The sequence below is a fragment of the Sarcina ventriculi genome (genome assembly GCF_900456775.1).
GTDB classification, from domain to species: Bacteria; Bacillota; Clostridia; order Clostridiales; family Clostridiaceae; genus Sarcina; species Sarcina ventriculi.
This window is the reverse complement of record NZ_UAUL01000009.1, coordinates 215,987-228,832: the sequence shown is the minus strand read 5'-3', so window position 1 is coordinate 228,832 and position 12,846 is coordinate 215,987. Positions and strand designations below refer to the sequence as shown.

Sequence of the window (12,846 nt, the reverse complement as noted above, 5' to 3'; positions counted from 1 at the left end):
TTTCGTGTCCTATAGTTGAAGACGCATTATGTCCTGGATAAACAACTACATCATCTGGTAAAATCATAAGCTTAGTTTTTATTCCATTCACAAGTTGGCTAAAACTTCCACCTGGAAAATCACTTCTTCCTATAGATTCTCTAAACAATGTATCTCCTGAAAACAAATTTTTTTCTATAAGAAAGCACATTCCACCTGGAGTATGACCTGGTGTTTTTATAGCTTTTATCTCTATATTTCCTATCTTAAACATATCATTATCATGAATATATCCATCACTTTTTTCTAATGGTCCAAAAGCTGATTCCTTTTTATCTATCATTTTTTCATCATCTTCTGATATAAATGATTTTATACCATATTTCCCTTTAAGCTCATCTACTGCTCCTACATGGTCAAAGTGTCCATGAGTCAATAATATAAATTTAGGATTTGCCCCCATTTTTTCTATGGCGTCTACTATTTTATCAAAATTTCCACCCGGATCCATAATTACTGCTTCTTTTGTCTCTTCATCCATCGCTATATAACAATTTTCATCATATACTCCAGCTATAACTGTTTTTATTATCATAATTTAACCTCCTAAGCTATTTATTTAATTATTTACTCTATAAACATCCAATATTCCTTTTAAAGCTTTTATTTTCTTTATCAAAATTCTTAACTGCTCTATATCATCAATTTTTACTTGAAGATTAATACTTGCTGTATTATTTTTTTCTGTTTTAGCATTTAAAGAAACTAACGGAAGTCCTGCTTGAGTTATTATGACCATAACATCTGATAAAAGTCCCAATTTATCTTCAGCTCTTACCTGAAGCTCTGCCACATATGCTGTACCCTCAGCTTTCCCCCAACTAACTTCAACAACTTTTTCCTTTTGCTTTTCAATTATGCTTTTAAAATTGCTACAATCTTTCCTATGAATTGAAACTCCTCTTCCTTTTGTAACATATCCTACTATCTCATCTCCAGGAACAGGGTTGCAACACCTTGCAAATCTAACCATTATATTACTAAGACCTTTTACTGTTACACCATTATTCATAGTTTTATTACTAGCATTATTTTTTTCTGTTTTTGATATTTGTTCCTCAATATCTTTGTTAGTTTTTTCGTTTTGTAATATTTTATCTTGAGATGCATTCTCTCCTCTAAGCCTTAATATTATTACTGAAGCTGTTATAATGCCTTCTCCAACATTTGCATATAAATCTTCTAAAGAATTTAAATGATATTTTTTACATAATTTTTCATACTCTATCCCTTTACATATATCTGAAAAATTAACTGACTGTCTTTTACATTCTTTCTCTATAACATCTTTTCCTTTTTCAATATTCTCTTCTCTTTTAGCCTTTTTGAACCATTGTTTTATTTTAGATCTAGCTTGATTACTCTTTGCAATTCCAAGCCAATCCATACTAGGCCCTTTAGGAGTTGATGTCGTTAATATTTCTACTATATCTCCAGTTTTTAATTTATAATCTAAAGTAACCATCTTTCCATTAGCTTTAGCACCAATGCATCTATTACCTATATCAGTATGTATCTTATATGCAAAATCTATTGGTGTCGCTCCTGCTGGAAGACTTAATACAACCCCTTTAGGAGTAAACACAAATATCTCATCTGAAAATAGATCTAATTTAAATCCTTCCATAAATTCTTCTGCATCAGAGGCTTCCTTTTGCCATTCTAATATTTCTTTTAACCAACTTAATTTATTAGCTATTGTTACTTCTTTTCCTTGCCCTTTTTCCTCTTTATCATTAGAATTTACACCTTGTTTATACTTCCAATGAGCTGCAATACCATACTCTGCTGTTTCATGCATTTCAAAAGTTCTTATTTGTATTTCAAAAGTCTTTCCTTGTTTACCTATTACAGTTGTATGAAGTGATTGATACATATTAGGCTTAGGCATAGCTATATAATCTTTAAACCTACCTGGTATTGGTTTGTATATTGTATGCACTATTCCTAAAGCCTCATAACAATCCCTTACTGTATCAACTAATATTCTCACAGCTGTTAAATCAAAAATCTGCTCTATACTTTTATTTTTATCTATCATTTTTCTGTATATGCTATAAAAATGTTTAGGTCTTCCCTCTATATCACATTCTATATTAGCAGACTTTAATTTTTGCTTAAGTTCCTCTATAATGTATGAAATATACTTTTCCCTCTCGACTCGCTTTTCTGCAATGTCTTTAACCAAATTATAATACTCATCTGGATGCAAATATCTTAAACATAAATCCTCAAGTTCCCATTTAACCTTTGACATACCAAGTCTATGCGCAATAGGAGCATAAATGTCTAAAGTTTCTTGGGCTTTTTGCTTTTGTTTCTCAGGAGACATAAATTTTAATGTCCTCATATTATGAAGCCTATCTGCAAGTTTTATTATTATAACCCTTATGTCTTGAGCCATAGCTAAAAGCATTTTTCTTACATTATCAGCTTGTTGTTCTTCCTTAGTTTTGTATCTTATTTTATTTATCTTTGTTACTCCATCTACTAAATTTGCTATTTCTCTATTAAATATTTTAGCAATATCATCATAGGTATAATCTGTATCTTCAATAACATCATGGAGTAATCCTGCAACAATAGTATTGGTATCCATACCCATTTCAGTTAAAATAATAGCCACACTAACTGGGTGAATTATATATGGCTCTCCTGATTCTCTCTTTTGATCTTTATGGGCCTCAAAAGCTAAGTTATAAGCCTTTTTTATCATATCAACATCTGCATTATTGCCACTAGTTTTTATTTTAGATATCAAATTTTCCAGCATTTAGATGATTCTCCCTTTTCAATATTTTTATCTTTATTTTAGCATTTAATAAAGCCAATGGCTGGTTATTTAACCAGCCATTTTATCTAATTATATTATAATAATTTTATATTTTCAACAATATTAAACATCATATTTTAATAATGACATAACATCGTAGTCTTTAAGCTTTTCTCTTCCTTTTAATTTTTCAAGTTCTATAGCAAAAGATAGTCCTACAACTTCTCCTCCAACTTGCTCAACAAGCTTAGTTACAGCAGCAATTGTTCCACCAGTAGCAAGTAAATCATCAACTATAGCAACTCTTAAACCTGGCTTTATTGCATCTTTATGTATTTCTAAGATATCACTACCATATTCTAAATCATATTCAACCTTTACAGTATCAGCTGGAAGCTTTCCAGGTTTTCTAACTGGAACAAAACCAGCTCCAAGAGCATATGCAACTGGAACACCAAAAATAAATCCTCTAGCTTCTGGTCCAACTACAAGATCTATATTTTTATCTTTAAAAAACTCTGCCATTTTATCTACAGCTTCCTTTAAAGCTTCTCCATCACTTATTAAAGTTGTAATATCTTTAAAGCTTATACCTTCCTTTGGAAAATCTTCTATAACTCTAACCTTTTCTCTTAAATCCATTTTTAACCTCCAAAACATATAGACTTTATCTATAAAAATCTATCTTTTTTTTTCATTATAAAGATATTTAGTTATTTGTTCTGCTCTATCCTCATCATTTGTAGTTAAAAGTTCTACTATTATTTTAGCATTGTCCTTTTTACAAACTACACTATCTGCAGGAGTTATTTCTTCTATTATTTTATTAATGTTTTCTTTTTTTAATTCTTTAATTCCATGAAAAGATTTTATAGCTCTTAATCCTACACTATTTGTATTCTCAAGGTACTTTGTACCTTCCTTTAGTATTACTTTATTCTCTCCCACATCATTAACATTTTCTGACATACTACCTATTAATATTAAGTCTAAGTACTTATTTATACTTTTCATATTATAATATATGGCTATTCCTTGCATAAGCTTAAAAATAACACCACTTTTAGATAAATCTTTATACCTATAAAAACAATTCTTTTCACTTGGATTTATATATACAGAATCATAAATTGATTTTACTTTTTTATTTTCTGTTATGATTAAATCTATACCTAAACTATTACAAAGGAGTTCTTGCTCTTTTCCAATTAGTCCACACCCTACTGTAATTAAAACTTGAGCTCCTAAAAAAGATATATAATTTTTTATTATATTATCATCTATATCATAACTATCTCCAACTTTATAGCTAACACAATATTCTACATCAGCATTCAAATATTTTAATATTAATAATAGGGATGATATGCCACATATTGAATCTACATCACATCCACCATATATAACAATTTTTTCTCTGTTATTTATGGCAGTAACTAATCGTTCTATGGCTTTATTCATATTTTTTAAGTTAAATGGATTGTATCCCGATATGTAATTTGGGCAATAAATACTCTCCCAAGCCTTTCGCATGATTAACCCCTCCATAAATTTTAGAAAACACATATATTATAATTTAAAACTAAATATTTTACAAATATTTTTACAAAATTATATCTTTTTATCTTATAATCTATTATTTTTACTCATTTTTTTATATAAATTACTAACTTTAATTAAAAAAATCACCTTTTAAATCAATAAAAGGTGACTTTTTTCACTAAGCTTTTTTTATCTTTTTAGCTGATTTTCTGTTTTTAATTACACACCATACAGGAGTTGCTATAAATATTGATGAACATCCACCAGATACTATACCTATTATTAAAGGGAAAGCAAAATCTCTAATTGATGGCACAAAAATATACATAGCTACTATTGTTGTTAAAGTAGTAAGGGTTGTATTTATTGACCTTGACATAGTTTGAGATAAACTCTTATTAGCTATACTATCAAAACTTTCACCCTTCATTTTTTTTCTATTTTCACGTATTCTATCAAAAATAACTATTGTATCATTTACTGAATAACCAATTACAGTTAAGATAGCTGCAATAAATGGCGTATTAACTGGAATATTAAATATTGCATAAATACTTATTGTGATTAATGCATCATGTGCAAGAGCAATAATTGCTGATATTCCATATGCAAACTCAAATCTTATGGCAACATATATAAGCATACAAATAACAGCTATACTAAGAGCTATTATTGCGCCTTTTGTTAATTGTTGTCCAATTGATGGTCCTATTTCATTTTGAGAAACTAACGCATCACTTGATAGATTAAATGTACTTTCAATTTCCTTAATCATCTCATTAGTTTTTTCTGTTGAAAAATTTGTTGCCTTTATATCAAGTTCTGTTCCATTATTTGCTGTTGTTGTAATAGCATCTGGATTATATTTATAAATTATATTATCAACGTCTGCCTTATTAAACTCATGACCAAAGTTCATCGTTATTTCAGTTCCACCCTGAAAATCTATACCTATATTCAAGCCTCTTATTGATACAAATAAAAATCCAATTACTATTATTATTATAGATATTGAAAACCAAATTTTTTTATGCTCTATTATCTTAATCATTATTATCATCCCTCCTCTTTATTCTTCCGAACATTGAAGGTTTGTTAAATAATTTTGAATCCACAGCTAAATTCATAAAGAACCTAGTTATTATTATAGCTGTAAACATACTTATAAGAACACCTATTAATAATGTTAATGCAAATCCTTGTACTTCTCCTGAACCAAAATAATATAAAACTAAAGCTACAATGATAGTTGTTACATTTGAATCAATTATTGAACTTAATGCATTGTGAAATCCAAGTTTTACTGCAGCACTTACACTCCGTCCTTGCCTTAATTCTTCTTTTATCCTTTCAAATATTAAGACATTAGCATCAACTGCCATACCTATTGTTAAAAGAAGACCAGCTATTCCTGGAAGTGATAAAACAACACCTACACCAACATAAGCATAAAGAACTAATAATATAAATATACTAAGCGCCATAGATGATACAAATCCTGCCCATCTATAATTTAATATCATGAATAAGAATATTACTAAAACCCCTATTGCTCCTGCTTTCATAGCATTTGGAAGAGCTGATGCTCCAAGTTGCGCTCCTATAGTTTCTACTGAAACTACTTTAACTGGAACTGGAAGAGCACCTGCATTTATAATATCTGCTACCTTTTTTGCCTCTGCAAGTGATGAACTTCCTGTTATTGTTGCTTGACCATCACTTATAACTGATTGAACAGTTGGAGCTGTTAAAACTTCACCATCCATTTCAATTGCTATCTTTTTACCTAAGTAGGTCTTAGTTGCCTCTGCAAACTTTTCTGTACCACTTGAATTTAACTTAAGTGTTATTACTGGTTCACCATTGTTGTTTACATAAACACTAGCATTCCTTACATCAGATCCAGTTAATATAGTACTTCCATCTGGAGATACAAAGGTAAGCTGTCCTGTTGTGGTTAAAGTATCAAGAATAGAATTTGAATCATAATCTCCTGGAATATTAACTACAACTTTATTATTACCTTCTGTGGTAACTGATGTATTTGATACTCCAACTTTATTTACTCTAAGTGATAAAAGTTGTTGAGTTTGTTCAAGTTCCTTAGATGTTATATTGTCTCCTTCTAATTGCATTGTCACCGATACTCCACCTTGAAGATCTAACCCTTTTGTAATCATGTCATTAAAAGTTTTAAACTGATACCCATTTATCGTGAAACCTTTAAATCCTGCAAATGCTAAGAATACAATTATTGCTATGGAGATAATAAACACAGTAAAAGCTGTTACTTTTGTTTTCATCTTTCTCCCCCTCTGTAATTTATATACATATTATATCTTTTTTGTATATATTATGTATAGTGTAAATTATATTTTATTTGTTACCACATAGCAATATGTGGCAACAAAAATTATTTTTTAATTACATAGTTTTAGCTTTAAGAGCTATAGCACATTCTATTCTCTTCTTTTGCATTTCACATCCTATTTCATAAGGAACATGAATATCTCCATTAAAGTTAAAGTTATTTGCTTGACATCCTCCGCTACAATAGAACCTTGCCCAACATTCTTTACATTTTGGTTTATTGTATATGTGAGCATTTTTAAAGTCTTTAGATAAATTTTTATTTTTTATTCCAGAATTTATATTTCCAAGTAAAAACTCTTCATTACCTACAAATTGATGACATGGATAAATATCTCCATCTGGAGTTATAGCAACATATTCATGTCCTGCACCACATCCTGCTATTCTCTTATATACACATGGACCACCATTTAAATCTATATTAAAATGATAGAATTTAAATGGATTATCATTATTTTCTGCACGTCTTAACATTTCTTTATATAACATATCATATTGTTCATATATTTTAGGTAAATCTTCGCTTCTAATTGAAAGATTATGACTATCTGGAAGAACAACAGGTTCTATTGATATTTCGCTAAACCCTTCATTTGCAAGTGCCATAACATCCTCAAAGAAATCTGTATTTTCTCTTGTAAATGTTCCTCTAGCATAATATTGTTTTGATGGATCACGCCTATCAACCATTTTCTTTATATTAGGAAGAATTCTATCATAACAACCTGAACCATCAACCCTTATTCTAACATTATCATTAACCTCTTTTCTTCCATCTATAGATAAAATTATATTTCCCATATTTTTATCTATATAATCTATGATTTCATCATTTAATAATGTTGCATTAGTGGTCATAGTAAATCTTATATTTTTATTATATAGTTTATCTTTTTCTTTAGCATAATCAACTATTTCTTTAATAGTATCAAATACCATTAAAGGTTCTCCACCAAATAAATCTACTTCTATATTTTTTATATTTCCTGAGTTTTCTAAGACATAATCTATTGCTCTTTTACCCACTTCAGCACTCATAGGTTTTCTACAACCCTTATATTCTCCTTCATCAGCAAAACAATATTTACATCTTAAATTACAATCATGGACAACATTTAAGCAAAGAGCTTTTATGTAAGATTCTGATTCATCTCCCGCCATAGCTATCTCTTCATATAAATCTTTTGAATAAAGTACTTCTTCCTTCACAAGGTCTAATAACTCTTCATAAGCCTCTTCTATTTCCTCTTTAGACCATTTATCTTTAAGATTGTTTATAACATCTTCCTTATCTAGTAACTCATCTTCTCCTACCATATTATAAATAAGTTCATCTATAATATGAACACTTCCTGAATTTACATCAATTAAATAATAATCTCCATCTTGAATAAATTTATGAACTAAAGCCACCGCTTTTTCCTCCTAAATTAAAACTATGGCAGCAACTATAAGTTGCTGCCAACATTTAAATATTATTTTTATTTATAATTAATTTTCACAAGCTAAGTTTGCTACTGTAGCTGATGTTTTACATGCTGATTGGCATGAGTTAGCACATTCTCTACAGTCTGCTGGCTTACATAAGCTTTTCTTTAAACTTGACTTGTTTATTGTTTTTATACGTTTCATTAGACATTCCTCCATTTCCTAACTATACTTAAACATTATAGCATGTACTATATTTTTTTCAAAGTTTTTTTTCATAACATCAATTACAATATACATATAACTTTTTATTGAAAATTATTCCAATTAAATAACATTAATACTTCATATTATTTAAAATACTTATAAAAAAAGCCTTCTTTTTAATAAAGAAGACTTTAAAACATTATTTTTCTACTCTTGTACCAATTGCTTGTTTTGTTATTTCTAATTTTGTTCTATCTGAACTTGTTTCGATAACTACACTTTCGTCAGTCACCTTTATAATTTTACCGATTATACCACCTCTAGTTATAATCTTATCATTAGCTTGTAATTCATTTAACATTTCGCCGTATTTCTTTTTTCTCTTTTTTTCTGGAACTATTAAGATAAAATAGAATACAACAAACATAAGTATAAAAGGCCCTATTGTTTCTAGTATGCTCATTCTGCTCCTCCTTAAAATATTTATAAAATATGTTAAGCTCTTCTACTCCACTCTTCTAACTTCTTAGCCTTAAATTCTTCAAAATAATCACCGTCTATAGCAGCTCTTATATCTTCCATTAGCTTATTGTAAAAGTATAGATTATGAAGAACACATAACCTCATAGCTAACATTTCTTTAGCTTTAAATAAATGTCTTATATATGCCCTTGTATAATTTTTACATGCAGGACATTGACATCCCTCATCTATTGGGCTTTTATCAAGCTCAAATTTTGCATTCATAAGATTTATTTTACCATGACTTGTGAACACATGTCCATGCCTTCCATTTCTTGCAGGTAAAACACAATCAAAAAAATCTACTCCTCTTGAAACTGCTTCTAATATGTTTTCTGGAGTTCCAACCCCCATTAAATATATAGGCTTATCCTCTGGAAGATGAGGCACTACTGCATCTATTATTCTATACATGTCTTCATGACTCTCACCAACTGCTAAACCACCAATAGCATAGCCATCCAAGTCCATTTTTGCAATTTCCTTAGCATGCTCTATTCTTATATCCTCATAAGTTCCACCTTGATTTATACCAAATAATAATTGCTCTTTATTTATAGTTGTATCTAAAGAGTTTAATCTATCCATTTCCTTTTTACATCTTTCAAGCCATCTTGTCGTTCTATTTACTGAATTTATCACATAATCTCTAGGTGCTGGATTTTCTATACATTCATCAAAAGCCATAGCTATGGTTGAAGCTAAATTACTTTGAATTTGCATACTTTCTTCAGGCCCCATAAATATTTTTCTACCATCTATGTGAGAATTAAAATAAACGCCCTCTTCTTTTATCTTTCTCATTGAAGCTAAAGAAAAAACTTGAAATCCACCTGAATCTGTAAGTATTGGTCTATCCCAATTCATAAATTCATGAAGACCTCCTAATTGTTTAACAACTTTATCTGTTGGTCTTAAATGAAGATGATATGTGTTAGACAACTCTACTTGACATCCTATCTCTTTTAAATCCATTGAGGAAACTGCGCCTTTTATTGCAGCTAGAGTACCTACATTCATAAACACAGGTGTTTGTATAGTTCCGTGAGGAGTTACAAACTGACCTCTTCTTGCTTTACCATCTTTTTTAAGAAGTGTGTATCTTTTTATTGCCACTTTAAATTCACGTCCTTTACTTTTATATTTATATTATTTTTATCTTATAAACATTGAATCACCAAAAGAGAAAAATCTATATTTTTCTTCAACTGCCTTTTTATAAGCATTCATTATATTTTCTTTTCCAGCTAATGCTGAGACTAACATAATAAGAGTTGATTCTGGCAGATGAAAATTTGTTATAAGCGCATCAACTATATTAAACTTATATCCTGGAAATATAAATATATTAGTCCATCCACTTTGTGCTCTAACTTCTCCATTTTCATTTCCTATAGTCTCTAAAGTTCTTGTAGATGTTGTTCCAACAGCAATAACTCTGTTTCCTCTTTTTTTAGTGTCATTTATTATTTTTGCATTTTCCTCATCTAATTCATAATACTCTGAATGCATTATATGTTCATCAATAGATTCAACCTTTACTGGTCTAAATGTTCCAAGACCAACATGAAGAGTTACAAATGCTATATTTACACCTTTTTCTCTTATTTTTTCTAAAAGATCCTCAGTAAAATGAAGTCCCGCAGTTGGTGCTGCTGCTGAGCCTTTTTCTTTTGAATAAACTGTTTGATATCTTTCTCTATCATCTAGTTTTTCATGAATATAAGGAGGAAGTGGCATTTGTCCAAGTTCATCTAATATCTCTTCAAAAATACCATTATAAATAAACTCAATTACTCTATTTCCTTCTAAACCTATCTCTCTAACCACAGCTTTAAGTTTTCCCTCGCCAAAGGTAAACATAGCTCCTACCTTCGCCTTTTTACCTGGCTTTGCAAGACACTCCCATTTATCTCCTTCAATTCTCTTTAAAAGAAGAAATTCAATTTTTCCACCAGTTTCTTCCTTTTCTCCAATTAATCTTGCTGGCATTACTCTAGTGTTATTTAAAACTAAAGTATCCCCTTTTTCTAAATAATCTATCACATCATGAAATACCTTATGTTCTATTTCACCAGTTTTTCTATCTACCACCATAAATCTTGAAGAATCTCTTTCCTTTAAAGGACATTGCGCAATTAACTCTTCTGGTAAATAAAAGTCAAAATCACTTACTTTCATAAAATTCACCTTCTCTATTATTATTCAAACAAACCCACTTGTTCTGAATTTCCTTTTCCCCTAGTTTTTCCTAAATGCTTATAAGCTTTATCAGTTGCAACTCTTCCTCTTGGAGTTCTTACAATAAAACCTTTCTGAAGAAGATATGGCTCATAAACATCTTCAATGGTATCTAATTCTTCGCCTACAAAGTAAGCTAAAGTTTCTAAGCCAACTGGACCACCATTAAAATTATCTATTATGGTTTCTAATATTTTATTATCTAATCTATCAAAACCTTCTCCATCTACTTCTAACATTTCTAAAGCCTTCTTAGAAGCTTCTAAACTTATTTTATTGTTAAACATTACCTCTGCATAATCTCTGACCCTTTTTAAAAGCCTATTAGCAATTCTTGGGGTTCCCCTAGACCTTTTTGCAATTTCAAATGCACCATCTTCGGTTATTTCACATCCCAAAATGGTAGCACTCCTAACTATTATTTCTTTTAGCTGTTCTTCTGTATAGTATTCCATAGAACAAAGAACACCAAATCTATCCCTAAGAGGAGAACTAAGCATTCCAACTCTGGTTGTTGCCCCTATTAAAGTAAACTTAGGTAAATCTAATCTTATAGACTTACTAGATGCTCCCTTTCCTATTATAATATCTAAAACATAATCCTCCATAGCAGGATATAATATTTCCTCAACACTTCTGTTTAACCTATGAATTTCATCTATAAATAAAACATCGTTATTGTTTAAAGTAGTCAAAATTGCTGCTAAATCACCAGCTCTTTCAATAGCTGGACCAGATGTTATTTTTAAATTTCCACCCATTTCATTAGCTATTATATTAGCTAACGTTGTTTTTCCAAGCCCTGGAGGACCATATAAAATTACATGGTCTAAAGCTTCTCCTCTATTTTGAGCAGCCTTTATAAATACATTTAATCTCTCTTTTATCTTATCTTGACCTATATATTCACCTAATTTTTCTGGTCTTAAACTATATTCATTAATAGAGTCAAAAACTGTTTCATTTGAGGTTACTATTCTTTCATCCATTAACTAACCTCCTATCCCATAAGTATCTTTAATGCTTCTTTAATGATACCCTCTAACGATAAAGTCTTATCAATATTTTTAAGGGCATTTTCTGCCTCTTTTTCAGTATAACCTAAAGCTAATAAAGCACCTAGCGCCTCAACCACATTGTTATTTACACTTACACCCTGTGAACTTATTTCACTCAATTCACCCTGTACAAGCTCATCTGATTTAAACTTATCTTTAAGCTCTAGTATAATTCTCTGAGCAGTTTTCTTTCCAATTCCAGGAGCTCTAGTTATATGCTTTTCATCTCCTATCATTATAGCGTATTTAAGATTATTTACACTACTTATTGATAACATAGATAGTGCAGCTTTAGAGCCCACTCCATTTATTGAAAGAAGCATTTTAAACATTTCTAATTCTTCTTTAGTTGTAAAACCATAAAGACCTAAAAAATCTTCTCTAACTATTTGCTCTAAATATACAAATACCTCTTCATCAACCTTTGGCATATTAGCCATGCTATTTCCAGAAGTAAATATTTTATATCCTATATTATTATTTTCTATAATTACATAATCTTTATTTATACCTTTAAAATAACCTTTAATATATTCGTACACACAAACTCTCCCACTTCATAAAATTTTTATTAAATAAATTATGAACATTTTAAAATCTATATTATACTTTAACACGAACATATTATATTATCAATAATCTATAAGTTAGATTTAAAACTTA

At 29.6% G+C, this 12,846-nt stretch carries 13 protein-coding genes; all 13 read right to left on the bottom strand.

Going from position 1 to position 12,846, the window contains the following annotated elements; translation table 11 throughout:
- Positions 1-574, bottom strand: a 574-nt coding sequence (locus DR020_RS09340; protein WP_112365790.1) for an MBL fold metallo-hydrolase, incomplete at its 3' end; no start/stop codon positions are given.
- A 24-nt stretch (positions 575-598) separates the two neighbouring features.
- Positions 599-2,812, bottom strand: a complete 2,214-nt coding sequence (locus DR020_RS09335) for a RelA/SpoT family protein (RefSeq protein ID WP_112365789.1) — start codon at positions 2,810-2,812, stop codon at positions 599-601.
- Between the two features lie 123 nt (positions 2,813-2,935).
- Positions 2,936-3,454 carry an adenine phosphoribosyltransferase gene (locus DR020_RS09330; RefSeq protein WP_112365788.1) on the bottom strand — a complete coding sequence of 173 codons (519 nt, stop codon included), beginning with the start codon at positions 3,452-3,454 and terminating at the stop codon, positions 2,936-2,938.
- A 39-nt stretch (positions 3,455-3,493) separates the two neighbouring features.
- A complete protein-coding gene (locus DR020_RS09325; protein ID WP_055259241.1) occupies positions 3,494-4,345 on the bottom strand; it encodes a DHH family phosphoesterase in 852 nt (283 codons plus the stop codon).
- A 187-nt stretch (positions 4,346-4,532) separates the two neighbouring features.
- Complete coding sequence (gene secF, locus DR020_RS09320) at positions 4,533-5,405, bottom strand: protein translocase subunit SecF (protein WP_055259243.1); 873 nt, start codon at positions 5,403-5,405, stop codon at positions 4,533-4,535.
- The gene (secD, locus tag DR020_RS09315) at positions 5,398-6,657 is read right to left on the bottom strand and encodes a protein translocase subunit SecD (protein ID WP_112365787.1); all 1,260 of its coding nucleotides are present in this window, start codon (positions 6,655-6,657) and stop codon (positions 5,398-5,400) included. Before secD ends, secF begins: the two co-directional genes overlap by 8 nt.
- A gap of 121 nt (positions 6,658-6,778) precedes the next feature.
- The gene (gene scfB / locus DR020_RS09310) at positions 6,779-8,140 is read right to left on the bottom strand and encodes a thioether cross-link-forming SCIFF peptide maturase (protein WP_112365786.1); all 1,362 of its coding nucleotides are present in this window, start codon (positions 8,138-8,140) and stop codon (positions 6,779-6,781) included.
- Between the two features lie 78 nt (positions 8,141-8,218).
- A complete protein-coding gene (gene scfA, locus DR020_RS09305) occupies positions 8,219-8,359 on the bottom strand; it encodes a six-cysteine ranthipeptide SCIFF (protein ID WP_055259249.1) in 141 nt (46 codons plus the stop codon).
- 202 nt (positions 8,360-8,561) lie between these two features.
- A complete protein-coding gene (gene yajC, locus DR020_RS09300) occupies positions 8,562-8,825 on the bottom strand; it encodes a preprotein translocase subunit YajC (RefSeq protein WP_055259251.1) in 264 nt (87 codons plus the stop codon).
- 32 nt (positions 8,826-8,857) lie between these two features.
- Entirely contained in the window at positions 8,858-10,000 is a 1,143-nt protein-coding gene (tgt, locus tag DR020_RS09295; RefSeq protein ID WP_055259253.1) for a tRNA guanosine(34) transglycosylase Tgt, read from the bottom strand.
- Positions 10,001-10,039: 39 nt separating this feature from the next.
- A complete protein-coding gene (gene queA, locus DR020_RS09290) occupies positions 10,040-11,065 on the bottom strand; it encodes a tRNA preQ1(34) S-adenosylmethionine ribosyltransferase-isomerase QueA (RefSeq protein WP_055259255.1) in 1,026 nt (341 codons plus the stop codon).
- A 20-nt stretch (positions 11,066-11,085) separates the two neighbouring features.
- The gene (ruvB, locus tag DR020_RS09285) at positions 11,086-12,114 is read right to left on the bottom strand and encodes a Holliday junction branch migration DNA helicase RuvB (RefSeq protein WP_112365785.1); all 1,029 of its coding nucleotides are present in this window, start codon (positions 12,112-12,114) and stop codon (positions 11,086-11,088) included.
- Positions 12,115-12,125: 11 nt separating this feature from the next.
- Positions 12,126-12,725 carry a Holliday junction branch migration protein RuvA gene (gene ruvA / locus DR020_RS09280; RefSeq protein WP_112365784.1) on the bottom strand — a complete coding sequence of 200 codons (600 nt, stop codon included), beginning with the start codon at positions 12,723-12,725 and terminating at the stop codon, positions 12,126-12,128.
- Positions 12,726-12,846: the final 121 nt, after the last annotated feature.

Coding starts and splice junctions, on each gene's coding strand:
- DR020_RS09335 (WP_112365789.1), bottom strand. CDS start 2,812: ATGCTGGAAAATTTGATATCTAAAATAAAAACTAGTGGCAATAATGCA.
- DR020_RS09330 (WP_112365788.1), bottom strand. CDS start 3,454: ATGGATTTAAGAGAAAAGGTTAGAGTTATAGAAGATTTTCCAAAGGAA.
- DR020_RS09325 (WP_055259241.1), bottom strand. CDS start 4,345: ATGCGAAAGGCTTGGGAGAGTATTTATTGCCCAAATTACATATCGGGA.
- secF (WP_055259243.1), bottom strand. CDS start 5,405: ATGATTAAGATAATAGAGCATAAAAAAATTTGGTTTTCAATATCTATA.
- secD (WP_112365787.1), bottom strand. CDS start 6,657: ATGAAAACAAAAGTAACAGCTTTTACTGTGTTTATTATCTCCATAGCA.
- scfA (WP_055259249.1), bottom strand. CDS start 8,359: ATGAAACGTATAAAAACAATAAACAAGTCAAGTTTAAAGAAAAGCTTA.
- yajC (WP_055259251.1), bottom strand. CDS start 8,825: ATGAGCATACTAGAAACAATAGGGCCTTTTATACTTATGTTTGTTGTA.
- queA (WP_055259255.1), bottom strand. CDS start 11,065: ATGAAAGTAAGTGATTTTGACTTTTATTTACCAGAAGAGTTAATTGCG.
- ruvB (WP_112365785.1), bottom strand. CDS start 12,114: ATGGATGAAAGAATAGTAACCTCAAATGAAACAGTTTTTGACTCTATT.